Annotated in this window: 23 protein-coding genes; 21 read left to right on the top strand and 2 right to left on the bottom strand. The window is 45.8% G+C overall.

The window, feature by feature from the left end; translation table 11 throughout:
- From B3M51_RS04355 to B3M51_RS04255, 21 genes are all read left to right on the top strand, one after another.
- On the top strand, positions 1–153 hold a 153-nt coding region (locus B3M51_RS04355; RefSeq protein ID WP_292757090.1), incomplete at its 5' end, for a type II 3-dehydroquinate dehydratase.
- 9 nt (positions 154–162) lie between these two features.
- Entirely contained in the window at positions 163–633 is a 471-nt protein-coding gene (accB, locus tag B3M51_RS04350) for an acetyl-CoA carboxylase biotin carboxyl carrier protein (protein WP_292482778.1), read from the top strand.
- A 54-nt stretch (positions 634–687) separates the two neighbouring features.
- A complete protein-coding gene (gene accC / locus B3M51_RS04345; protein WP_292482780.1) occupies positions 688–2,028 on the top strand; it encodes an acetyl-CoA carboxylase biotin carboxylase subunit in 1,341 nt (446 codons plus the stop codon).
- An 11-nt stretch (positions 2,029–2,039) separates the two neighbouring features.
- Positions 2,040–2,909 (top strand): 50S ribosomal protein L11 methyltransferase, encoded by an 870-nt coding sequence (gene prmA, locus B3M51_RS04340; RefSeq protein ID WP_292757076.1) that lies wholly within the window; start codon positions 2,040–2,042, stop codon positions 2,907–2,909.
- The gene (dusB, locus tag B3M51_RS04335; protein WP_292757074.1) at positions 2,902–3,903 is read left to right on the top strand and encodes a tRNA dihydrouridine synthase DusB; all 1,002 of its coding nucleotides are present in this window, start codon (positions 2,902–2,904) and stop codon (positions 3,901–3,903) included. Before prmA ends, dusB begins: the two co-directional genes overlap by 8 nt.
- Complete coding sequence (gene fis, locus B3M51_RS04330; protein WP_292482785.1) at positions 3,900–4,190, top strand: DNA-binding transcriptional regulator Fis; 291 nt, start codon at positions 3,900–3,902, stop codon at positions 4,188–4,190. Before dusB ends, fis begins: the two co-directional genes overlap by 4 nt.
- A 29-nt stretch (positions 4,191–4,219) precedes the next feature.
- Complete coding sequence (purH, locus tag B3M51_RS04325; RefSeq protein ID WP_292757072.1) at positions 4,220–5,785, top strand: bifunctional phosphoribosylaminoimidazolecarboxamide formyltransferase/IMP cyclohydrolase; 1,566 nt, start codon at positions 4,220–4,222, stop codon at positions 5,783–5,785.
- 13 nt (positions 5,786–5,798) lie between these two features.
- Positions 5,799–8,435, top strand: coding sequence for a class I adenylate cyclase (locus tag B3M51_RS04320; protein ID WP_292757070.1), 2,637 nt, complete (start codon positions 5,799–5,801; stop codon positions 8,433–8,435).
- A gap of 54 nt (positions 8,436–8,489) precedes the next feature.
- Complete coding sequence (gene argC, locus B3M51_RS04315) at positions 8,490–9,518, top strand: N-acetyl-gamma-glutamyl-phosphate reductase (RefSeq protein WP_292757068.1); 1,029 nt, start codon at positions 8,490–8,492, stop codon at positions 9,516–9,518.
- Positions 9,518–10,222 carry a DUF6776 family protein gene (locus B3M51_RS04310; RefSeq protein ID WP_292757066.1) on the top strand — a complete coding sequence of 235 codons (705 nt, stop codon included), beginning with the start codon at positions 9,518–9,520 and terminating at the stop codon, positions 10,220–10,222. The genes argC and B3M51_RS04310 overlap by 1 nt, the downstream gene beginning before the upstream one ends.
- An 8-nt stretch (positions 10,223–10,230) precedes the next feature.
- Positions 10,231–10,668 (top strand): bactofilin family protein, encoded by a 438-nt coding sequence (locus tag B3M51_RS04305; protein ID WP_292757064.1) that lies wholly within the window; start codon positions 10,231–10,233, stop codon positions 10,666–10,668.
- A gap of 151 nt (positions 10,669–10,819) precedes the next feature.
- Complete coding sequence (erpA, locus tag B3M51_RS04300) at positions 10,820–11,164, top strand: iron-sulfur cluster insertion protein ErpA (RefSeq protein WP_292482793.1); 345 nt, start codon at positions 10,820–10,822, stop codon at positions 11,162–11,164.
- A gap of 129 nt (positions 11,165–11,293) precedes the next feature.
- The gene (locus B3M51_RS04295; RefSeq protein WP_292757062.1) at positions 11,294–12,583 is read left to right on the top strand and encodes a DUF2254 domain-containing protein; all 1,290 of its coding nucleotides are present in this window, start codon (positions 11,294–11,296) and stop codon (positions 12,581–12,583) included.
- A 77-nt stretch (positions 12,584–12,660) separates the two neighbouring features.
- A complete protein-coding gene (locus B3M51_RS04290; RefSeq protein WP_292757059.1) occupies positions 12,661–13,287 on the top strand; it encodes a TetR/AcrR family transcriptional regulator in 627 nt (208 codons plus the stop codon).
- Between the two features lie 3 nt (positions 13,288–13,290).
- Positions 13,291–14,463: an efflux RND transporter periplasmic adaptor subunit gene (locus B3M51_RS04285; protein ID WP_292757057.1), complete on the top strand. Its 1,173-nt coding sequence runs from the start codon at positions 13,291–13,293 to the stop codon at positions 14,461–14,463.
- Between the two features lie 2 nt (positions 14,464–14,465).
- Entirely contained in the window at positions 14,466–17,612 is a 3,147-nt protein-coding gene (locus tag B3M51_RS04280; protein ID WP_292757055.1) for an efflux RND transporter permease subunit, read from the top strand.
- Complete coding sequence (locus tag B3M51_RS04275; RefSeq protein ID WP_292757053.1) at positions 17,609–19,051, top strand: efflux transporter outer membrane subunit; 1,443 nt, start codon at positions 17,609–17,611, stop codon at positions 19,049–19,051. The genes B3M51_RS04280 and B3M51_RS04275 overlap by 4 nt, the downstream gene beginning before the upstream one ends.
- An 81-nt stretch (positions 19,052–19,132) precedes the next feature.
- Positions 19,133–19,312 (top strand): PLDc N-terminal domain-containing protein, encoded by a 180-nt coding sequence (locus tag B3M51_RS04270; RefSeq protein ID WP_292482804.1) that lies wholly within the window; start codon positions 19,133–19,135, stop codon positions 19,310–19,312.
- A gap of 189 nt (positions 19,313–19,501) precedes the next feature.
- On the top strand, positions 19,502–21,562 hold the full coding sequence (locus tag B3M51_RS04265) for a BCCT family transporter (protein WP_292757051.1): 2,061 nt from the start codon (positions 19,502–19,504) through the stop codon (positions 21,560–21,562).
- Positions 21,563–22,047: 485 nt separating this feature from the next.
- Complete coding sequence (locus B3M51_RS04260) at positions 22,048–22,965, top strand: LysR family transcriptional regulator (RefSeq protein ID WP_292757049.1); 918 nt, start codon at positions 22,048–22,050, stop codon at positions 22,963–22,965.
- A gap of 87 nt (positions 22,966–23,052) precedes the next feature.
- Positions 23,053–24,459 (top strand): diguanylate cyclase domain-containing protein, encoded by a 1,407-nt coding sequence (locus B3M51_RS04255; protein WP_292757047.1) that lies wholly within the window; start codon positions 23,053–23,055, stop codon positions 24,457–24,459.
- Here the strand turns inward: B3M51_RS04255 and gloA are convergent.
- Both gloA and B3M51_RS04245 read right to left on the bottom strand, forming a co-directional pair.
- Positions 24,413–24,967 (bottom strand): lactoylglutathione lyase, encoded by a 555-nt coding sequence (gene gloA / locus B3M51_RS04250; RefSeq protein ID WP_292482813.1) that lies wholly within the window; start codon positions 24,965–24,967, stop codon positions 24,413–24,415. The genes B3M51_RS04255 and gloA overlap by 47 nt on opposite strands.
- A gap of 25 nt (positions 24,968–24,992) precedes the next feature.
- Positions 24,993–25,469: CorA family divalent cation transporter (locus tag B3M51_RS04245; RefSeq protein ID WP_292757046.1), on the bottom strand; the 477-nt coding region annotated here is incomplete at its 5' end.

Genomic DNA, 25,469 nt, shown 5'->3' with positions numbered 1-25,469 from the left:
TTTATAGAAATACATCTTTCCAATGTGCATCGTCGTGAAGCATTCCGGCAACAATCCTACTTTTCAGATTTGGCTGTTGGCGTAATTTGCGGTCTCGGTGCTCAGGGATATGAATTGGCATTACAAGCTGCCACTAAACAACTCAACCCTTAAGGCTTAATCATGGATATTCGTAAAATAAAAAAATTGATTGATTTGATTCAGGAATCGGATGTTGCTGAAATCGAAATTTCTGAAGGTGAAGAATCTGTTCGTATCAGCCGCGCCAGCTCTGCTTATCCACAACAACAATATTTTGCTGCACCTCAACCGGCACCTGCCGCACCCAGCACACCGTCATTTGCCAGTGAAGCGGCAACCACTGCGACGGCAGCAGCGGCAACAAAATCATCTAACGAAGCCAATGCTGTACGCTCGCCAATGGTTGGCACATTTTACGGTTCTCCCTCACCCGATGCGGCTGCTTTTGTAGAAGTGGGTCAGCAGGTATCCACCGGTGATGTAATTTGTATCATTGAAGCGATGAAAATGTTCAATCAGATTGAAGCGGATCGCAGCGGTACCGTTAAAGCCATCCTGGTTGAAGATGGTCACCCGGTTGAGTATGACGAACCATTGATCGTTATCGAATAATTTTGCTGACAGCTTCGGCTGTTATGGCAAACCAAAAACTGCGGATAAAACAACATGATTGATAAAATTGTCATCGCTAATCGTGGCGAGATTGCTTTGCGTATTCTCAGAGCATGCTGGGAATTAGGCATTAAAACCGTTGCTGTTCACTCTGATGTGGATCGTGATTTGAAACATGTATTACTGGCTGATGAAAGCGTCTGTATTGGTCCAGCAGCATCAAATCTTAGCTACCTGAATGTACCCGCGTTGATCAGTGCCGCCGAGATTACCGATGCGACAGCTATTCATCCCGGTTATGGCTTTTTGTCTGAAAATGCAGACTTTGCTGAGCGCGTTGAACAAAGCGGCTTTATTTTTATCGGCCCGCGTTCTGAAACCATTCGTATGATGGGTGACAAGGTTGAAGCCATCAAAGCGATGAAAGCGGCTGGCGTACCTTGTGTTCCAGGTTCAGATGGCCCGCTCGGTAACGATGACCCGACCAATCTGCGCCTGGCACGTGAAATTGGTTATCCGATTATCATCAAAGCCGCCGGCGGTGGTGGTGGACGTGGTATGCGTGAAGTGCATAGTGAAGCGCATCTGCTCAATGCTATTTCCCTGACCAAGAGTGAAGCAAAATCTGCTTTTAGCAATGATATGGTTTACATGGAAAAATTCCTGGAAAACCCACGTCATATCGAATTCCAGGTGTTGGCCGATGAGCATGGCAATGCAGTGCATTTAGGTGAACGTGACTGCTCGATGCAGCGTCGTCATCAGAAAGTCGTCGAAGAGGCACCGGCTCCAGGAATCACCCCTGAAATGCGTGCTCGCATGGGGAAAGTCTGTGCCGATGCCTGTGTTCGCATTGGTTATCGTGGTGCGGGTACTTTTGAATTTCTCTATCAGGACGGTGAATTCTATTTCATTGAGATGAACACCCGCATCCAGGTAGAACATCCGGTCACCGAACGGGTCACCGGTATTGATTTGGTTGCCGAACAGATTCGTATTGCTTCTGGGATGCCATTATCGTTCACTCAGGAAGAGATCACGATCCGTGGACATGCTATCGAATGCCGGATTAATGCAGAAGATCCACGCACATTTATGCCCAGTCCTGGTCTGGTTACCCACTATCATGCTCCGGGCGGGGCCGGTATTCGTATGGATTCCCATCTGTACAGTGGTTACAAGGTCCCACCTAACTATGATTCATTGATTGGTAAACTGATTGCTTATGGCAATACCCGTGAATCAGCGATTGCCCGTATGCGTACCGCATTGAAAGAAATTGGTATTGAAGGCATTAAAACCAACGTAGAACTGCAACGTGACATCATGGATGACACGCATTTCCAGACTGGTGGCACCAATATCCACTATCTTGAAAAGAAACTCGGACTTTAAGTCCGTTCGTTATGGCCTGGATCCAACTTATTTTTACCAGCTCACCGCAGCAGGCAGAGTCATTATCCGATGCTCTGTCTGAATGCGGTGCAGCCGCTGTGACCTTTCAGGATAATGCTGATCAGCCGATCTATGAACCGGCTATTGGCGAAACACCATTATGGTCTGCAACGTCGGTCATTGCCCTGTTTGATGCCGAGACAGACACAGAAGCGCTGTTGACTGCCCTTCGTTCCCAGATTGGCGAGTTGCCTGACCATCGAATCGAAGCGGTGGAAGATAAAGATTGGGAACGCGAATGGATGGAGAATTTCAAACCCATCTGTTTCGGTAAGAAATTGTGGATCGTGCCCAGCTGGCATGAGCCGCCACAGCCTGATGCCGTCAATATTCTGCTGGATCCGGGTCTCGCCTTCGGTACTGGAACACATCCGACAACTGCTTTATGTTTGCAATGGCTGGATAAGGTCGACTTAACCGGTAAAACAGTGATTGATTATGGTTGTGGCAGTGGCATCCTGGCGATAGCTGCCGCCCTGCTGGGAGCTGATAAAGTTATTGGTGTTGATACTGATCCACAGGCATTGGAAGCAACTCAGGCCAACGCACAACGTAATGGTGTGATCATCGAGACCTATCTGCCGCAGCATTGCCCAACGGTTAAATGTGATTTACTGCTGGCCAATATTCTGGCGGGTCCTTTAATGGAACTGATGCCACGCTTTATTGAATTAACCCGACCTGACACACAACTGGTGTTATCTGGAATTCTGGATGTGCAGGCCGATACCGTCAGTCAGCATTACCAGTCCGAGTTTGAGATGAATAAAGCGGTTGTTCTGGAAGAATGGGTGCGTTTGAGTGGAATTCGTCATGACTGATAAAGCGCTTTCTATCGGTCCTTACACCTTACCGAACAATCTTTTTCTGGCACCGATGGCCGGGGTCACCGATCGTCCGTTTCGCCAATTGTGTCGGAAACTCGGCGCTGGAATGGCTGTGTCTGAAATGATCACTGCCAATAAAGCGTTATGGGCCAGTAAAAAATCACTGTTACGGGCCAACCATGAAGGTGAACCAGAACCACGCAGCGTACAGATTGCCGGTGCCGATCCACAGATGATGGCTGAAGCAGCCCGACATAATGTGGAGGAAGGTGCTCATATTATTGATATCAATATGGGTTGCCCGGCCAAAAAAGTTTGTAATGTGATGGCCGGTTCTGCATTGCTGCAACATGAAACGCTGGTCGGCGATATCCTGGAAGCCGTAGTGAATGCCGTTGATGTTCCAGTGACATTAAAAATCCGTACCGGCTGGGATCGCGATAACCGCAATGGCGTCAGGATTGCCCGAATTGCCGAAGACGCCGGGATTCAGGCTCTGGCAGTACATGGCCGAACCCGTGCCGATGCCTATAAAGGTGATGCCGAATACGACACCATTGCAGAAATCAAATCACGCATCGGCATTCCTGTCATTGCCAATGGTGATATCGAAACGCCGGAAAAAGCCTTGTTAGTTTTACAGCAAACCGGTGCTGATGGTTTGATGATTGGACGCGCTGCCCAAGGCAATCCCTGGATATTCCAGCAGATAAATCATTTTCTGCAAACCGGTGAACATTTAGCCGAACCCTTTGTAACAGAAGTGCAACAAATCTTGATTTGTCACCTCAACACGCTGTACGATTTCTATGGTGAATATTCCGGTGTGCGCATGGCACGCAAGCATATTGCTTGGTACAGCAAAGGGTTACGCAATGGCAATGCCTTTCGCCAACAGATGAATACACTGGAGAAAGCTGAACAACAGCTGGCTTTTACAAATGCATTTTTTGCGCAACTCGCTGACAAGGATTCACTGGCCGCATGAATAAAGCATTGAACGACGACTTTGCTGACTGTATTGATCTGGGCGTAACCGCGGAACAACAACACGCGCCCTTAAATCAATGTGTCACCAATGCACTGAAAACCTATTTTGAACAACTGGACGGCCACTCCCCTGCCAATTTATATGAAATGCTGATGACCGAGGTTGAAGTACCTCTGTTACAAGCGGCCTTGGCGCACACTCAAGGTAATCAAAGTCGTGCTGCTGAAATTCTGGGCATTAACCGCGGCACGCTACGAAAAAAACTCAAGCAATACGGCTTGTAACCAAGCCTGAATCCCAATCTGGAATCCTGATGAACTCGATTAAACGCGCACTGTTGAGTGTTTCTGACAAAACCGGCATTGTTGAATTTGCCAAACAACTGCAAGATCTGAATGTTGAACTACTCTCTACCGGCGGTACTGCTAAATTACTGAGCGAAGCCGGCCTTAACGTCAAAGAAGTCTCCGAACATACCGGTTTTCCGGAAATGATGGATGGCCGCATCAAAACCCTGCATCCGAAAATTCATGGTGGCCTGCTGGGCCGTCGGGGTAAGGATGACAACATCATGCAGCAACATGACATCGCACCAATTGATTTGGTCGTGGTGAATTTATATCCGTTTGAAGCCACCGTGGCACGTGAAGACTGCCCGCTGGAAGACGCCATCGAAAATATTGATATTGGCGGCCCGACCATGTTGCGTGCAGCAGCTAAAAATCATGCTGATGTGACGGTTGTTGTTGATCCGGTTGATTACTCGCGAGTGATTGAGCAGCTTCAATCGCAGGGTGGTACCGACGATCACACGCGTTTTGATCTGGCCTTAAAAACCTTTGAACACACGGCCCATTACGATGGTGCGATTGCCAATTATCTTGGCACTATTCAGGCCGATAAAAGCAAGGCGGCATTTCCACGGACATTCAATAGCCAGTTTCAGCTTAAACAGGCGATGCGTTATGGTGAAAACCCGCATCAGAAAGCGGCTTTTTATGTTGAAAAACAGGCTGAATCAGGCTCCATCGGCGCTGCAGTTCAGTTACAGGGCAAGGAATTGTCCTATAACAACATTGCTGATACCGATGCTGCACTGGAATGTGTCAAAGTGTTTAATGACAAACCGGCCTGTGTCATCGTCAAGCATGCCAATCCCTGCGGTGTCGCCACAGCAGAAGATTTGCTGACAGCCTATGATCTGGCCTATCAAACCGATCCGACTTCTGCTTTTGGTGGCATCATCGCCTTTAACCGTGAACTGGATGGAAAAACGGCACAAGCCATTATAGAACGTCAGTTTGTTGAAGTGATTATCGCGCCAAAAATCAGTGATGCCGCCAAAGCCGTGGTCGCTGGCAAAGCCAATGTGCGTTTGCTTTGCAGTGGTGATTTCCCAACGACTCCGGCCACTGATTTTGATTTCAAACGTGTGACAGGTGGATTACTGGTGCAGGACCGTGATATTCAGATTGTCACTGAGGCTGAATTAAAAGTTGTCACTAAACTGCAACCTACCCAAGAACAACTCGCTGATCTGCTATTTGCCTGGCGTGTAGCCAAATTTGTGAAGTCCAATGCGATTGTTTATGCCAAAAATCAGCAGACGGTGGGAATTGGTGCCGGCCAGATGAGCCGAGTTGTCAGTAGTCGCATTGCTGGTATTAAAGCCAATGATGCCGGTTTAACTGTTCCCGGCGCAGTGATGGCATCCGATGCCTTCTTCCCGTTCCGTGATGGTCTGGATGCTGCTGCAGAAGCAGGAATCAGTGCGGTAATCCAACCCGGTGGTTCGATGCGTGATGACGAAGTCATTGTTGCAGCAGATGAACATGGCATTGCAATGGTATTTACCGGTATGCGGCATTTCCGCCACTAAGTTTGAGTGACTTGTGGATCGCGCTCAGGCTCTACGCGTATTTCAGGCACATAACCGCGCCCGAATCAGCCGTTTAATAGAGCTGGCGCCACACAAACAGGCGATGTTCTATCGCCTGTTGCCATTATTATTTCATATCAACCATAAACTGCTGCCGGGTTATGTCAGTGATGACTGCCCGGCTGGCATTATGGATTATCAACCTGATAGCGAAGCGCTCAACAGTGCTATCAATCTGAATCGAAATTTCAGCCATCGCCGCAAAGCGTTAAGACGTTATGCATTACGTGGTGTTTATTTGCTCAATCCCGCCGGACAAATTCGCTATCCTGACCCCGCCAGCTTTGATCTATGGCTGGTGCATCATGCCACCTTAAAACCTGATCAGCTGGCTGTGCTGCAAAACAAAGTTGAAGGTATTGTTCAGTGGGCGGCAACATTGGGCATTGAGTTGCGATTTCGATTACTGGATGAAACACAGTGCCGAAACGAGAGTATTTCAAGTGCCGAAAGAGAAGCATTTTATTTACAGGGTCTGTGTGTCGCCGGTAGCGCGCCGCTTTGGTGGCTAATTACCAGTGAAGAACATCAGACATATTTGCAAATTGCTGAGAGGTTATTGTCACAGAGAGGATTAACCCAAATCAGTTTGCTGAACTTTGGTTTTGATCGCTCCCCTCAGCCAGAATACCTGTTTAATCAGGCCTGCCAGATGTTTAGCAAAGCTATTGATGGCGATGTAACAGCATTACTGGATTTACTCTTTATACAGTCTCAGTTGAGATTGTTTCCTGAAATTGTGCATTTGTCTGACCGCTATAAAGAAAAGGTCGAGCATGGCGAAACCGATAGTCTGCAAGTAGAACCTGCCAGTCTCAAACTGGCCGAAATAGAAAGAAATGCAGCGGATGATGATCAACTCCTTGCAAGGCAGGCTTATTATGCTTTGTTTGGAGAACGCTTATCCCAACAGGTAAAACATCCCCAGTTTGCCTGGCGCCGTCATAGCCTGCATAGCATTTACAAAGACTGGAACTGGTCGGCTGATACGTTGAAAAAAGAAGATAGCCGTTCGACCTGGGATTATCCCCAACGCCATCGATGGTGGACCAATCTTAGCCCCAAACTACAGGAATTTTTGTTAGCTCTCCAGCAGTTTGCCAAGCAGCATCTGGGTAGTGATAGGACGAGTGATCTGGATGTACTGGAAAAATCACTCGCCTTATCGCTTTACACAACTGAGTCAGTCATCGAACAGCTACCAACTGCATTGCAAATGACCGATGGGCCGGAGCAACTGTACCTTTACCGGTTCACTGAACAATCGGAATGGAAACTCAGCTCGATACCGCTTAATGATGCGAAACAGGTTGGCCTGAAACAGCATAAATCGCTGGCATATCTTCTGGTTTGGGCCGTTCGCAATCATATTCTGACCACTCGTAGCTGGTTAAGAGTGGCCGATCAAAAACAGCAGATAAATATTAATCTGGTACTTGAACTGACCCAGAACTTGTTGAAATCAGCATTACCCATGCATCAGAGCGTCGTGAGCAAGGAAGTATTTCTGCAACCGGCCAAAGCGGAGCGTTTAATGTTGTTTGCCAATCTGCAAACGGCCGGTAATGATATCCAGCAAAGTGGTCCGATACAGATGGCCAGTCTGAATAATGATCCCTTAAGCTATACCTCAAACAGACAGAATCTGGTCAGCAGTCTGGATCTGTTAATTCATACCAGTTGGGGGCAATGGCATCATTACCGTTTTGACGGCGATAATGCGGTACCCGAAGCACTCCGCCAGGTACTTAAATGGCAGCCAACTACACAACTGAGTAGCCATATCTCATGCTGGTGTGCCACAGGCTTTTTTGGTCAGGCGATTAATACCCGTTTGCAGCAATTGTTTGACGCCGTATTGACCCATTATCAATATCATCCAGGGCAAGGCCGTTACCTGATGTTGCTGGGAGACCGTCTATCTCAGCTACAGTGGCAGGATGATCAACTGCAAATAAAACATTTTGCAGCAGAAAAAGACCTCCACTACGCTCTCGCTGAGGAACAAAAAAACTACCTGCCAACTCGCGTCGATAGCTACTTGGATAGTGACAATCTGCTCAATTCGCTGCTGCTCTATCAACAACAGCAGACGGTAAGCTTGTTTGCCTATCGCAAGACAGAAACCACTGAGATCTATGTCATTGATGAACTCGGACGTCTGCAACAGTTTGCCTATCCATCATTAACTGAAGCACAAATTCTCGCCCAGTTGAGACTGTTTATTCGTAACAGCGTGGGTGATGCTGTGATGCAATGCGATTGCTATCAACTTTTAAGACAGCAACAACGCTGGCAGATAAATCCTATCCAACCATCCCGACCAGAGTCAGCCACGTTCTCGGTTATTTGGCAGATTTCCGGTGCTCAACTGGCATTAACCCTGAAGTCACAAACTGTTAAAACGGATCTCGGTGATCCGCAGCTTATTCCGCTTCTGGCTGAATTATTTCAACACAATACTGGTCATAAGCCTGCGGTTTATTTCATTGATAAATTACAGTTTGTGCCTAAGGCACCTTATTCGAGTCTGTTTTTCCTTAACCGCAAATACGAATTAGAGCAGCAGTTTAATCAGGTAAAGCTTTAGATTTCGCCGCAGCTCTTTTATGATGTGGAGCCTGACTCATTACAAAGAATACGTATGATTAAAGTAGGAATTGTCGGTGGCACGGGATATACCGGAGTGGAATTGCTTCGTTTATTAGCCATTCATCCACAGGTTTCCCTGGAGATCATCACATCACGCAGCGAAGCTGGTATGCCGGTAAGTGATTTATATCCTAACCTTCGCGGCCATGTTGATTTGTGCTTTACCGTTCCTGATGATGATGCATTAGCGGCCTGTGATGTGGTTTTCTTTGCCACCCCTCATACCGTTGCCATGGCCAGTGTGCCATCGCTAATCGATCGTGGGGTTCGGGTGATTGATTTATCGGCTGACTTTCGGCTGAAAAACATCCCGCTATGGGAGAAATGGTATAACACGCCACATACCTGTCCACATTTGGCAGAACTGGCCGTTTATGGTTTGCCAGAGCTTAATCGTGAAGCCATTCGCGAAGCACAGTTAGTGGCTGTTGCCGGGTGTTATCCGACTGCGGTCCAGTTAGGCTATATGCCTTTACTGGAAGCTGGCCTGATTGATCCAAAACATTTGATTGCCGATGCGAAATCAGGCGTCAGTGGCGCAGGACGCAAAGCAAGTTTTGGCACTATGCTGACTGAAGCCAGTGAGAATATGAAGGCCTATGCCGTTGCCGGACATCGCCATTTACCTGAAATCCGTCAGGGTCTGAATCAAATGCATGGCACCGAAGTGGGACTGACGTTTGTGCCTCATCTCACACCGATGATTCGTGGTATTCATGCCACTTTGTATAGCCAGCTGGTCAAATCAACTGATCTTCAAAGCTTATTTGAGCAACGTTTTGCTGATGAACCCTTTGTTGACGTGATGCCCGCAGGCTCTCATCCTGAAACCAGGAGTGTACGAGGTGCCAATGTTTGCAGAATAGCCGTACATCAACCTGAAAATGCTGATACTGTTGTGGTGTTATCGGTTATTGATAATCTGGTTAAAGGCGCATCAGGACAGGCGATACAAAATATGAATATCATGTTCGGTCTTGATGAGCGTCTTGGCATTAACCACATAGCAACCTTACCCTAATGAGCTCACCTCTCGATAGTTACGTTATAAAACCAAAGCGCCCGCTGCGCTTTGTTGTCTGGTTAATAATAGCTATCGTTGTCAGTGGGCTTCTCCAGTGGTACTGGTTTAATAGTAACAGCGGCAATACAGCTCAGCTGATCGAACAAAATCAACAAATGACGGAACAGATTGCTGCAATGAAAAGTGAGCTGATGCAACAGTCGGAACTGCTGAAAAACCAGGAACAAGTCCAGGCAATGCATAAGGCAACAGCCCAGCAATTACAGAATCGATTGCAACAACTGCAAAAGAAAGTGATTGAACTGAATAAAGAATTACTTTTTTATCAAAATATTACCCAAGGGAACAGTACCAGTGAACTGCAAATCCGCGATTTGCAATTACGGCCAGAAACCGAGAACTCAGATCAGGTTCGCTATCGGCTGGTCATTACCCAAGGTAAAAATATCAGCGAACCAATTACCGGTGAGGTGATTATCAGATTGCAAAATACTGAAGGTGAAGGCGACGAGACCAAAGCGATCGATCTCAACATTACCGAGCATCCACTTAATCTCCGTCATGTTCAGATTATTGAGGGTGTCTTCAATCTTGGTGAAATACCAGATCCTGAACAAATCAGCGTCAGTTTACGCCAGAAAGACAAAATACTAATTTCACGCAGCTTTAATTGGCAAACAGAAACACCCGTCGGGCAATGAGGTAATTGATGTTCAGCAGTAAAAAAAATAAACGGCGTAAGGCCGCCCGTATTGACACATTAATTGGTGAAAACACCCATCTCAAAGGCGATATTCACTTTAGCGGTGGTTTACGAATAGATGGTGTAATCACTGGCAATATTACCGCTGATGAAGGTGAGCCCGCATTATTGACGCTGAGTGAAAAAGGCCGCATAGAAGGCGAAGTCCGAGTGCCCTTTCAAATTATCAATGGTGAAATCAAAGGCAATATATATGCAGTTGAACATATCGAACTGGCCAATAAAGCGCGTATCAATGGCAACGTTTTTTATAAACTTCTGGAAATGTCGGTTGGCAGTGAAGTTAACGGGCAATTGATTCATGTCGGCGAAGCGGAAGAAACCGATTTGAACCTTGAACATTCACAAACCGATCCCAATTTGAATCTTGAACAACAATCCTAAGGGCTGTTGATATTTCAGAACCACCTCTATTGTGACTGAAAAACGGCATCAATAATTGGTAGTGCAGAAAGATAAAGAGTCCTTAATACTTGACTATTTTAGTCAGAATTGGATAATAAATGAACAATCTTAGATATCAACGGAGTAAATCATGACGAGCGAAATGCCAAGTCCAGTTCTATTCACCGATTCGGCTGCGTCAAAAGTCAGCGAACTCATTGCCGAAGAAGGTAATGATCAATTAAAACTGCGCGTATTTATTACTGGTGGTGGTTGCTCCGGGTTTCAGTATGGTTTTACATTTGAAGAACAAGTCAGTGAAGGTGATACTGAAGTCGAAAAATCCGGTGTGACTTTATTAATTGATCCGGCAAGTTACCAATATCTGGTAGGTGCCGAAATTGACTATACCGATGGAGTGGAAGGGTCACAATTTGTGATCCGTAACCCTAACGCCACGACTACATGTGGCTGCGGTTCTTCTTTCTCTCCATAACCGTACCTGAAATAATTGAATCGAAACCACTATACCGCCTTGCGGTGTAGTGGTTTTTTTATGTCAGGTGATTTTATTCTCTAATCTCGGACAAACTGATATAAAGTTTATTTAAGGAAATCCACCTGCATGCTCTCCAAATGGCAATGGTTACTCTCACAACTCACCCGCACATTATGGGTTCGTGCTTCATTTTTTGCGTTGCTCGCAGTGGTGACGGCACTGATTGCCATTCCAGCCCAGCACATGATCGAGAATCCCCTTCCATTTAGCGTCGGTTCAGATTCAGTCGGGCAGATTTTAGATATCCTGGCATCAAGCATGTTAGCGGTAACCACATTTTCATTAAGTGTAATGGTATCGGCCTATACTGCAGCAAGCAGTAGCGTAACACCTCGTGCCACGAAACTGGTGCAACAGGACACCACTACTCAGAATGTTTTAGCTACATTTATTGGTTCTTTCTTATATAGTCTGGTCGGCATCATTGCTTTGAGCACCGATCAATATGGTGAAAATGGTCGCTTGATTTTATTTATCGTGACCATCGGTGTGATTGTTTTGATTGTCATTACTATTCTGCGCTGGATTGAACATCTCTCCCAACTTGGTCGCGTAGGAGAAACCACCGAACGGGTCGAAAATGCTGCGGCCAATACCATTACTCAGCGTATCCAACATCCGACTTTTGGTGCAAAAAGACTCATTGATAAAAATGAGATTCCTGACAATGCCCATGCTATTTATGCCAATAGCATTGGTTATGTCCGACATATTGATGTTGGTGCTTTAAATGATTATGCCAAACAATATGAAGCTGAAATAGGTGTGCTGGCATTACCAGGTGAATTTGTACATCCAGCCAAGCCTATTGTCTGGATAAATACAGAGACCAGTGATGAAATGATTACTAAACTCTGTTCAGCTGTCACATTAGGTAATGAACGGTCATTTGATCAGGATCCACGGTTTGGCTTGTCCGTTTTAGCAGAAATAGCGTCGCGGGCACTTTCCCCTGCCGTCAATGATCCCGGCACCGCTATTGATGTTATCAATCGTGGATTTCGAATTCTCATACCCTGGAAAGGCTATAAATTTGCTGATACCGATGAGCATATAATCTATCGCCATGTACGGGTGCCAGAATTGGAACTTGGTGATCTGCTGGATGACATTTTTATGCCCATTGAACGTGATGGTGCCAACATGATAGAGGTGCAACTTCGCTTGCAGCAAGCACTTGCGGCCTTACATAAAATCTCAGCAGAAGTCTTTGGAGAAGAAGTATCCCGCCATTTACAGCTGATGAAACAGCGTACAGATCAATCTTCATTGGTGGAAGCAGATAAACAGCGTTTAAAACCTATTTACGATCAGTTAATCTCATCCGAATCAGTTATTCAGGACTCTTTCCTGTAAAAATTTGCTTACGTTAACTTTACCTTAACTTAGCTCATGTATATTATGAATGAACGTTCATTCATAATAAGTCAACTATGTCACCAGCCAAAAGCACTGCCGATAAACGTGAAGCTATTTTCTGTGCCACCTTAAAGTTGCTCTCCAACTTCGGTTTTCATGGTTTTTCGATTAAACAACTCGCCGAGGAGGCTGGTGTTGCCACCGGCACCATTTATCTTTATTTCAAAGATCGGGATGAACTGATCCGTGAGCTCAATACCCACATAATTGATAACTTTATCAAAGCAACACTGGAGGGCCATGATCAACATCAGCCCCTCAAACAGCAATATCGACGAATGTGCTGCAACCTCTGGCGCTTTTGCATTGAAAATCCCTGCATCACGCACAGCAAAGCACAATTTGATCATCTGCCTCCGGATATTTTACGTAGCCAGCGCAGTCATGCCTGGGATGGGCTTCAACCGCTTAAGGATTTGTTTGAAAAGGGACGAGCAACACAACAAATCAAAAACTTATCCGACGATATTCTGATCAGTCTGAGTTTTGAACCTTATCTGTTTCTCGCCCGCCAACATTTAATCGACGTTATCAAAGTCGATGACGAGGCTCTGACTAATATTATTGATGCCAGCTGGGATGCAATCGCCTGCTCGCCATTACAGAACAACGATACAGACGGACAATCCAATCAGGAGTAGTACATGCCACGCCATTTTTTATCTGTTAAAACATTGATGCTGATAAGTTTATTGTCGCTCAATCTGGCAGCATGCCAATCCTCCGACTCTGAAGATTCCCCGCAAAATGCGCAGCAAGCTGCTCCAAAAGTGGATGTAGTAAGCCTGATTCCACAAACCGTCACAATCAAAACTGAATTGCCAGCACGAACGGTAGCTTTTCGACAGGCTGAAGTCAGACCACAGGTAAATGGCATTATTGAAAACCGACTGTTTGAAGAAGGCGCTGACGTTAAATCCGGTCAACAGTTGTATCAAATCGATGAAGCCCCTTTTCAAGCCGCGTTACAGATGGCTAAAGCTGAACTGGCCAGTGCCCGGGCCAATATTCAATCAACAAAAGCACGTGCTGAGCGATTTAAAGGGCTGATTGATAACAAAGCGATCAGCCAACAGGATTATGACGATGCCCAGGCAGCGTATTTACAGGCTCAGGCAGAAGTTGCCGTGGCGCAGGCCAATATTCAAACGGCTGAAATAAATTTACGGTATACCAAGGTAAATGCCCCTATAGATGGTCGCATTGGACGGTCGAATATTACCGAAGGTGCCTTGGTCACAGCCCAGCAGGAGTCACCTTTAACCACCATCACGCAGATCGATCCAATTTATGTCGATATATCGCAAGCATCAAAAGAGGTGCTTCGTTTACGCCGGCAATTACTCTCCGGGAGAATCGCAGAAGAAGATGCAGCTCAAGTTAAATTAAAGCTGGAAGATGGCTCAACCTATCAACATCAAGGGGAACTGCAATTCTCTGAAGTTAATGTGAACGAAAGTACTGGCAGTCTGGTGATGAGAGCCAAATTCCCCAATCCAGAAGGCTTGCTGTTACCGGGCATGTATGTAAAAACAGTAATTAATGAAGGAACCATGCCTGATGCCATTCTGGTTCCGCATAAAGCCGTTATGTTTTCTCGCGAAGGTACCGCAAGCGTGATGCTGGTAAACGATGAAAATATTGTTGAACAACGTCCAATAGAAGTCAGACAGTCCATTGATCATAACTGGCTGGTCTCAGACGGACTCTCCGGTGGAGAAAAAGTAGTTGTGGAAGGTTTGCAAAAAATTGCCGTCGATTCTGCCGTGGAGATTGAGATTGATACTGAAAACTCTCTTCAGCAGGCTGAGGAGTAATCATGGCAAGATTTTTTATTGATCATCCGATATTTGCATGGGTTATTGCGATATTAATCATGCTGGCTGGCTTGCTGTCGATTTTTCAGCTACCGATAGCACAATATCCAGGTATTGCCCCTACGGCGATTGAAATCCGTACTGCCTACCCTGGCGCCTCAGCCAAAGTGGTGGAGGATTCGGTTATTCAGGTGATTGAGCAGAACCTGACAGGGCTGGATGATCTGCAATATATCAGCTCCACCAGTGATTCCAGTGGTGTTGGCCAGATTACGGTCACTTTCCAGGCAGATACTGATCCGGATATTGCTCAGGTTCAAGTGCAGAATAAACTGCAGGCTGCGATGCCTTTGTTGCCTCAGGATGTTCAGCAGCAAGGAATTCGGATCACTAAATCCAGTACCGGTTTTTTGATGGTAATGGGTTTTGTTTCCAATAATGGAAAAATGGATCGCTATGATATTGCGGACTATGTAGCGGCCAATATTCAGGACCCTGTCAGCCGGGTCAATGGTGTTGGGCAAATTAACTTGTTCGGTTCGCAATATGCGATGCGGATATGGCTAAATGCCAACAGTCTGGCCAACTATAAATTAACGACCGAAGATGTCGTTAATGCGATTCGCGAGCAGAACGTCCAGATTGCAGCTGGCGAGATAGGTGGAACGCCAGCCGTCGAAGGACAGCAGATTGCCGCCAGCATCGTGGTTGAAACCCGGATGGAAACGGTCAGTGAATTTGAAAATATTCTGCTACGTGTCGATCAGGATGGCTCGGAAATCCGTATAAAAGACGTGGCCAATGTGTCATTGGGTGGTGAAAATTTTCAATTTGAAACCGAGTACAACAAACAGTCTGCAGCCGGTCTGGGTATTACGCTAGCATCCGGTGCAAACGCACTGGAAACCGCTCAGATGATCCGCGAACGAATATCGGAACTTGAACCGTTTTTCCCTGAAGGTCTGGAAGTCACATACCCCTATGACACCACCCCTTTTGTCAAAATATCCATTGAAGGAGTAGTCAAAACACTGGTGGAAGCCATGATTCTGGTATTCCTGGTCATGTATCTGTTCTTACAGAATTTTCGTGCCACGCTGATCCCGGCAATTGCTGTTCCAGTGGTTATTTTAGGAACGTTTGGCATCCTTTTCGCATTTGGTTTTTCCATTAATATGCTGACCATGTTTGCCATGGTACTGGCCATCGGACTGTTGGTCGATGATGCAATTGTCGTGGTAGAAAACGTCGAACGGGTCATCCATGAAGATGGTTTATCACCCAAAGAAGCCACCCGTAAATCCATGGACCAAATTACCGGTGCGTTGATCGGTATCGTATTAACCGTTTCGGCTGTTTTTATACCCATGGCTTTTTTCCCGGGATCAACAGGGGTCATTTATCGGCAATTTTCCATTACTGTTGTTTCGGCAATGGCACTCTCGCTGCTTATCGCGTTAACGCTTACCCCAGCTTTGTGCGCGTCGTTACTGAAAGATGCAAAACATGACCCAGCCAAAAAACGTGGCTTTTTTGGCTGGTTTAATCGCAGTTTTGAAAAAACCAGCAAGGGAACTCAGAGTGCCGTTGGCTATCTGATCAAACGTTCTGCACGCGTAATGCTGATTTATCTCTTGATTGTGGCAGGTCTGGCCTATTTATTTACCCAGTTGCCTTCGTCCTTTTTCCCGGATGAAGACCAGGGCATTTTATTTACCGAAATGCAGTTACCGGTCAACGCCTCGAAACAGCGTTCTATTGAAGTGATGAATCGAATTGAAGATTATTATCTTGAACAGGAAGGGGATAATGTTGAATCGGTGTTTTCTGTTATCGGCTACAGCTTCAGTGGTCGCGGCCAGAATAGTGGTCTGATTTTTGTCAATTTAAAAAGCTGGGATCAGCGCACAGCTCCTGAACAAAGTGCTCAGGCAATAGCCAATCGTGCTTCGGGCTATTTCAGTCAGTTTAAAGATGCGGTGGCTTTTGCCATTGCCCCTCCTCCAATTCGTGAGCTGGGTAATGCCAGTGGCTTTAATATGATGTTGCAGGATTTAGGTGGCATGGGTCATGAAGAATTGGTCAAAGCCCGTGACACCCTGTTAATGCAGGCTAATCAGGATCCCCGTCTAAATCAGGTAAGACATAGTGGCTTGCAGGATCGACCACAATTCAAAATTGATATTAATCACCAAAAAGCCATGGCTTTTGGTGTCTCTCTGGATGATATCAACAGCACCTTCGGAACAGCCTGGGGTTCCACCTATGTAAACGATTTTATCGACAAAGGTCGTGTCAAAAGAGTCTATGTGCAGGGTGATGCCCCGTTTCGCATGATGCCCGAAGATGTAGGTGACTGGTATGTACGAAACAGTAGTGGAGAGATGGTGCCATTATCAGCCATCAGTGATTCACGATGGATATACGGATCACCACGCCTTGAACGCTACAATGGTGTTCCTGCAATGAATATTCAGGGACAAGCTGCCGCTGGATTAAGCTCAGGTGAAGCCATGCAGGCCATGGAAGAACTGGTTGATCAATTACCTGAGGGCTTTGGCTATGAATGGACAGCCCTGTCTTTACAGGAACGTGCTTCCGGGGCGCAGGCACCGCTTTTGTATGCGTTATCGATCCTGGTGGTATTCCTGTTTTTAGCGGCATTATATGAAAGCTGGTCGGTACCTTTCTCTGTGATGCTGGTGGTTCCGCTCGGTGTGCTTGGCGCCGTGCTGTTTGCCTTAAGCAGAGAAATGTCCAATGACATCTACTTTCAGGTTGGCCTGTTAACCACTATAGGTTTATCGGCCCGAAATGCCATTTTAATCGTTGAATTTGCTAAATCCCTTTATGAAGAGGGCAAGTCGCTATCGGAGGCGACACTGGAAGCCATCAGAATGCGGCTGCGCCCAATTGCCATGACAGCGCTTACCTTCATGTTGGGTGTGACCCCGCTGATGCTAGCAAGTGGTGCTGGCAGTGGTGCCCAAAATGCGATTGGTACCGGCGTATTCGGCGGCATGCTGGCAGCAACCAGCCTGGCAATATTCTTTATTCCTGTGTTCTTTGTAGTGATCTTTACACTGGCCCAAAAAATTACTGGTAAAACACCTGCCAAACAGCAGGTTTCTCAAGGAGAATCGGCATGAATGCCAAATTGAAACTGATTTCTATAATGACATTATCGGCAGTGCTCAGTGCCTGCTCGATGATTCCCGATTATCAACGTCCTGCGAATCCAGTGATGCTGGAAAACAGTGATGACTTCGTTAATGCTTCGTTAGCTGCTGATACTGGCTGGCAGGAATTTTACCAAGATGAGCAGTTGCAACAACTGATTGCTTTGTCACTGGAAAATAATCGGAATCTTCGGGCCACGGTGTTGCAGGTAGAGCAATTGCGCGCGCAGTACAAAATTCAACGCGCCGAACTGTTGCCGGCAGTTGATGGCACTGCAAGCGCTACCCGTCAACGCGTACCTGAAGGCGTTAGCTCCGGCAGTCAGACAATTGGCGGCGGTGGAATTTATGAGGAATACCAGATTGGTGTTGGAATCTCGACCTGGGAAATAGACTTTTTTGGCCGAATTGACAGTTTGCAGCAAGCCGCTCTGGAACAGTTTCTTGCCAGTGAGGCCAGTCGTAGAAGTATTCAGCTGACATTGGTTTCCGAAGTAGCCGATGCCTGGTTCAGCTGGCAGGCAACCGTTGCCCAGCTGGAGTTTTCCAGCTCCACACGTGAAGCCCGGGAAGAAAGTTATGAACTTATCAATAAACGCTTTGAGTCAGGTCTGGCTTCAGAACTTGCGCTGAGACAAGCTGAAACAGCATTACATGAAGCACGTATTGCCGAGTCAAGTTTTCAGCAGCAAGCCAATCAAAACTTTACCGCGTTGGAGTTGTTAGTTGGACAGAGACTGGATCCTCAGCATTGGCAGGCCGATTGGGAAGATGATGATCCGTTATTACAAGACTTACCGGTGAATTTGTCTTCTGAAGTGTTATTGGCCAGACCGGATGTAATGCAGGCCGAACATCAGATTAAAGCTGCCAATGCCAATATTGGTGCGGCAAGAGCAGCATTTTTTCCACGTATCAGTTTGACAACCGCTATTGGTATCGGTGGCTCAACCCCTTCTGATCTGAGTGATAGCGGCAATCGTCTGTGGCAAATTTCTCCACAGCTATCCGTTCCATTACTTGATTGGGGCGTGAATGATGCAAACCTGGATGTCGCTGAGTTAGAAAAAGACATCAATATTGCCCGTTATCAGGAAACCATTCAGCGGGCATTCAAAGAGGTGCTTGATGAAATGCAGGCAAGAGAAACCCTGGATGCTCAGTTAAATGCTCAGCAGGATTTAACAAAAGCAACCAATCGAAGCCTGGAATTAGCTCAAATCCGTTACGATGCCGGGGTGGACAGCTATCTGGAAGTATTGGATGCGCAGCGCAGTCATATCGATGCCCAGTTAGCTCAAATTGATACCCGTCTGGCACGTTTACGTAACCAGTTAACACTTTATAAGGCATTGGGTGGTGGCCTAAAAGCATACTCCGGCGAAGTGATTGCACCGGCAACGCCATGAAAAGAGTTGGTTTAACAAGTGATTTATCGTTATGCTAAGACGGAATTAAAATTTTATCTGAACTAGCAAAGGAGCGACAAAATGGATCTAGAAGTCGGTGGCATATTAGGTTTAATCTGGCTGATTATTGTTATTTGGGCCATTCTCAAAGTAGCGAAAAGTGGTGCCGGTACCTTAGCCAAAGTGTTATGGATTTTGATATTGCTATTATTCCCTGTGGTAGGCCTTATCATTTGGTTCTTTCTCGGCCCTAAAGGCTAGACGAATACCTCACCGTACAAACTGTACTCGGTTTGTACGGTGATTTTTTCTGCAATACCACCCGGCATGCAATATGCCGATGATGTAAGCGTCTATCTCTCACTTCGCATTGTCAGCATCAGGCCAAACCATTCACGTTAATATTGCATGACGCTACTGATTCGTCTGAATCAAAATCGGAGTTTGAGCATGCAAGCTGATTCAAAGATCCCATCTACTATTCTGGTTCCTGTTTTTTTTCCTGCCGTTATTATCACGTTATTGTTAGTAATAGGCACAATCAGCAATCCAGAATTAGCTGGCGAAGCCTTTGCTGCCACACTCAGTTATCTGACCAAAACCTTTGGCTGGTTTTACATGCTGGCTGTGGCTTTCTTTCTGGTTTTTATTGTAACCGTAGCCATCTCCAGTTGGGGCAAAACCAAATTAGGCCCCGATCATGCCGAACCGCAATACAGCTTCCCTGCGTGGTTTGCGATGCTGTTTTCAGCTGGCTACGGCATTGCTTTGCTATTTTTCGGAGTGGCCGAACCGGTATTACATTATGCCTCTCCACCCCAAGGAGCCCCCGAAACGGTTGATGCGGCTAAACAAGCCATGCAAATTGCTTTTTTTCATTGGGGTTTTCATATCTGGGCGATTTACGGTCTGACCGGTTTGGTTTTAGCTTATTTTGCCTTTCGCCATGGCTTGCCGTTATCAATGCGCTCTGCCCTTTACCCGCTTATCGGCGATCGAATTTATGGTCCCATCGGCCATACCGTGGATGTTATTGCTATCTTAGGGACCTTATTCGGCATCGCCACAACGCTCGGCCTGTCAGTAGCCCAGATAAATGCCGGTATGAATTATTTATGGCCCAATATCCCGGTCAGTACTTTTGTTCAGGTGGTGACTATAGCCGTAATCACTTTACTGGCTATTCTGTCTGTGGTGGCTGGACTCGATAAGGGTGTTAAACGTTTATCCATCCTCAATATGATTCTGGCTGTAGCGTTAATGCTGTTTGTGTTTTTTGCCGGTCCAAGCATATTCATCCTGGAAACTTTTTTACAAAATACCGGCAGTTACCTGAACAATATTGTAGAGCGAACCTTTAATCTGCAGGCTTATTCCCGTAGCGACTGGATCGGTAACTGGACCTTGTTTATCTTTGGTTGGACCATTGCCTGGGCGCCGTTTGTCGGACTATTTATTGCCAAAATAAGTCGAGGTCGCACCATTCGACAGTTTGTTTTCGGTGTGTTGCTGGTGCCGACCATTTTCACCTTTATCTGGTTTTCCATTTTTGGGGATACTGCCCTCAATATGATTATGAATCAGGGGTATACCGCATTAATTACTGAGGTGCAGAATGACACCGCTATTGCCTTGTTCAAGTTATATGAACGCTTGCCTCTAACATCAATAGTGTCATTTATTACTGTTATTCTGATTATGACGTTCTTTGTTACCTCTTCCGACTCCGGCTCGCTGGTCATTGATTCATTAGCGTCTGGTGGTTCCAGTAATACGCCAGTCTGGCAGCGGGTTTTCTGGGCAGCTCTGGAAGGTCTGGTAGCAGCTGCATTATTAATTGCCGGTGGCTTAAGTGCTTTGCAAACGATGAGTATTACCAGTGCCCTGCCGTTTGCCATCATTATGGTGCTGGCAGCCATTGGAATGTGGCGCGCCTTAGCGATTGAAGGTCATCGTGAAGCCAGTTTGTCAGCCTTTATGCATAGCTCGCAACACAAACCCGGTAATTGGAAAAAACGTTTAGCAGGTTTAATTCATTATCCGGATTATCAGCAGGTAGCTGACTTTATTAAAACGACTGCTCATCCTGCAATGCAGAAAGTTGAGATGGTCTTGCAGGAGAAAGGCTGGCCGGTTAATGTTTTTTTCGATGACACTCAGCATCGTGCCTATATAGAAGTGGTCCGAGAAGAAGAACTGGATTTCATTTATGAAATTCGTATGCGTGGCTATGCCATGCCCACCTTTGCTTATCCACAGATGGCAAGAGCTGAGGATGGTGATAAGCGTTATTATCGTGCAGAAGTCTTTATGCGAAGAGGTGGCGCGGCCTATGATGTGTTTAGCTTTGATCAGCAGGAAGTCATTGATGACATTCTAAATCAGTTCGAAAAATACATGCATTTCATTCATATCTCGCCAGGCATTTTGCCATGGAAAATGCAGGAGCATGACGATATGCTCAATGACAAAGGCGAAATCCATAACGATGATCTGAAAACACCCAGCTGATGAAATTATATGCTCTTGCTTTTTCATCACTGCTTTACCGTTTTTAGTAACTTAACGACAATTATGAAAAAGAGATGAATAAAGTACCCACTACGATTTAGAGACAAAAAAAACCCGATGCACTTTGCAGTAACATCGGGAAAGGGCAAACAAACAATAAATCGGGGAACAATTCAAACGTTTCGATAAGGCGCCTTGGGTCTGTTGATCTTTCAGAGGCGGCTATGAAAGATTAACAGACATTAGTGTTAATGCTTTCTTAACCATGCTCCCTTTATGCTTAAACCAAGTGAATCACGCATTAGCCTGGCGCTTGATCTTTCTGCTCACAACAGCGACGAGATGAAAGATTAACAAGCCCTGGCGATTATTCACTTTATCAACTACACTCCAAAGCTCTTAATGCAAATGATAATGCTTATTATTTATAATGAAAAGTATTGAATCATAAACACTTGGTTGCAAAAATCTGAACAGGCTTACATATGAATGATCGTGCAGCTTTGCCAGATATGAGAGCGGTGACAGCCTTTGTTGAGATCATTCGATCCGGCAGTCTAACGTTTACCGCAGAACAGTTAGATATCCCTAAATCCACTTTAAGTAGACGTATCAGCCAGCTGGAACAACGGGTTGGTCAGCAATTACTTCGGCGGGAATCCAATCGACTTATACCCACTCAGGCAGGCCAGATATTTGCCGAGTATTGTCAGCAATTTATCGATCTTGCCCAGCAAAGTCAGTTAGCACTGGATGCTTTGCAGCTTGAGGTAAGTGGAACGCTTAATTTTACCTTTCATAATGCTTTCAGCTGCCGCTGGCTTAGCGAGAAAGTAGAAATGCTGATGACGCAACATCCAAAATTGCATCTTAAAATGCGCACCGGATTCAATCTGCCTCAGGCCACCATCGGTGAGTCAGTCATTTTGTGGCTGGGTCCTGTTACAGAGAATGGCCTTCGCCATGAATGTCTGGGTCAGCTTTCACAAGGTATTTACGCCAGTCCGGAATATTTGCAACAGGCCGAAGAAATCCATCACCCGCGTCAACTGTGTGAACACAAGTGGATTGATACCCTGGAGCACTCGACACAAAATATTCAATTGAAACATCCTGACGAAAAACCATTTCAATTACCTCCCCAGCAATCCCAGATCTCTGCCGATCAATTCGTTATGCAGGCTGATGCCATTGCTCGGGGTAAAGGGTTGGGGCTTTATCCGAACTGGTTAGCTGAGTTAGGCATCAGTCAGCAGAACGTCAAATTGCAACGTTGTCTGCAGGACTGGCAAGCTCCCAGTTTACCGATCTGGTTAATGTATCCCTATGGAAACTTATCAAGACGCACCAGAGTATTTATAGACCATTTGAAAAGTGAGCCTCCTGCAGCCTGGAATTGCTGAATCTATGTGTGCTATGCCATATAAATACTTGAAGCGATAAATACATCAGCCTATTATTGAATTAAAAATAAATGGTGTTAACAAGGCATGATGCACTCTCCACCTGACAGTCAGCACGGTCATTCTGCTCTAACGGGTAATGAATTGCTCAATCACTTACGTGCTGTTTCACCCTATCTGCCTGGATTTATTTATCAGCTTTGCTTAACCCCTGACGGTAAATTCCAATACACCTATACCAGCCCTCAACTAGAAGCTTTATTTGGCGTAACCCAGCAACAGGTTGCTGAAGATGCCGGCGTATTATTGACAATGATTCATCCAGGTGACTATCAACGGGTAATCAATGAAAGTATCCAATGTGTTGAAACGCTCAGTGCCTGGCATAGTGAATTTCGCATGATCCTCAAAGATGGTCACATCATCTGGATAGAAGCCTATGACACTCCAATACGAGAAGCTGATGGCACCATTGTCTGGACCGGCTATGGCAATGACATTACGCAACGTAAAAGCTATGAGACAGCTCTGAACGAAAGCGAGTCAAAGTTCAGGGCCTTTGTTGAAAATGCCAATGACATCATCTATTCATTGTCGCTGGATGGCTTGCTTACTTATGTATCACCCAATTGGACCGAGATTCTGGGTCATCCACTAAGTGACGTTATTGGTCGAAATTTTGATCAATTTGTTCATCCCGATGATGTCTCGGCCTGCCACATTTTTTTGCAGCAAGTACGCCACAGTCGACAAAAACACAGTGGTATTGAGTACCGTATACAGCACTTTAATGGTCATTGGTGCTGGCATCGCAGTAATACCGCACCGCTATTTGATAATAATGGTGAGGTGGATTCCTTCACCGGAATTGCCAGAGACATTACTGAACATAAACTGCTGATGCAGCGTATGTCGCATATGGCACATCATGACACCCTGACCGGCCTCCCCAATCGTGCCAGCTTTACCGAGCATCTAAATCAAGCCATTGTATTAAGTGAGCGTGAGAATCAGGCCCTGGCAGTATTATTTCTGGATTTGGATAAATTTAAGCCGGTCAATGATCGGCATGGACACGCTATCGGCGACTTATTACTGCAACAGGTTGCCAACCGTATTCGACAATGTTTACGTGGGGCAGATATTGTCGGTCGTATTGGCGGTGATGAATTTGTTGTTTTACTGCAAAATATTCATCATGTTGCCAATGCCCAGCAGACTTCTGAAAAAATCTGTGAATGTCTGAGCCTGCCGTATGAAGGGGATGGCAAAATCCTGAATATCGGCGTCAGTATCGGCATCGCGGTATATCCATTGCATGGCAGTAATGCCATGCAACTTGTCCGATATGCCGATGAGGCAATGTACGAAGCTAAAAGGCTGCCTGATAGAATTCAGGTTTTTGCCAGCCCACCACTTGGAAGCGGCTCAACTAAAACCGAAGAACTTACGCAAGATGATCTTTCAACAAAGTCGGCTGACGATCAGGGGTAAAGATTTCTATCCAGTAGCCATCAGGATCCTGAATAAAAGCGATACCTTTCATCTTGCCATCATTGGGGCGTTTGACAAATGGAACGCCAAACTCCTCAAAGCGCGCGCAGGCAGAATCTATGTCCGGCACGGCGAAGCCGATATGGCCAAAACCCCGGGGTTCACTATTACCGTTATGATAAACAACCTCATCTTTGTCTTCATCACCCCAGTTATGGGTTAATTCCAACATAGCAGGACGTGCAAAGGTCTGTTTGATGCGTTCATCATTATCGTCAGACCAATCCTGCCGCTGCTCCGGTGAAATAGCCGCCATAAAATATAAGGTGAACTGCATTTCCGGAAAATCAAACCGCTTGATCAGTGTCATGCCCATGACTTCAGAATAAAACTTCAGGGTACGTTTTGGATCTTTAATGCGAAACATCGTTTGGTTAAACACATAATCATGTGTCGCTGGATCATGCTGTTCGCTCAATCCCTCTGCTTTATCAAAATGTCGACTCATTTCTGACTGACTCCTTTGGAAAATACTATAACCAGCCTTTACGTTTGAAATAAAGGTAGGGCGCCATACCTGCTGCCACCATCAGACCAATGGCAAATGGATAACCGAAGCTCCAATCCAGCTCAGGCATATATTTAAAATTCATTCCGTAAATACTGGCAATCAATGTTGGTGGCAGAAACACCACCGCGGCAATCGAGAACGTTTTGATGATCTGTGCCTGTTGAATATTGATAAAACCCTGGGTGGAATCCATTAAGAAATTTATCTTATCGAATAAAAATGTCGTATGCGACATCAATGTCTCCAAGTCCCGCAATATCTCATATAAGGTTTCACGAGATGCACCCGGTTCTCTTAAGTGACGCAATAAAAACGAGATATCACGTTGTGTATCCATTAAACATAAACGGATCTTTCCGTTACTGTCTTCCAAACGCGCTAACTGACTGATGGCATCTTCCAAATCAGCACTTTCATCTTCTAAAACCAGATGGCTGAC

The sequence above is a fragment of the Methylophaga sp. UBA2689 genome (assembly GCA_002354555.1).
Lineage (GTDB): Bacteria > Pseudomonadota > Gammaproteobacteria > Nitrosococcales > Methylophagaceae > Methylophaga.
The sequence above is the reverse complement of the archived record's forward strand: the minus strand, read 5'-3'. Positions and strand labels throughout refer to the sequence as shown.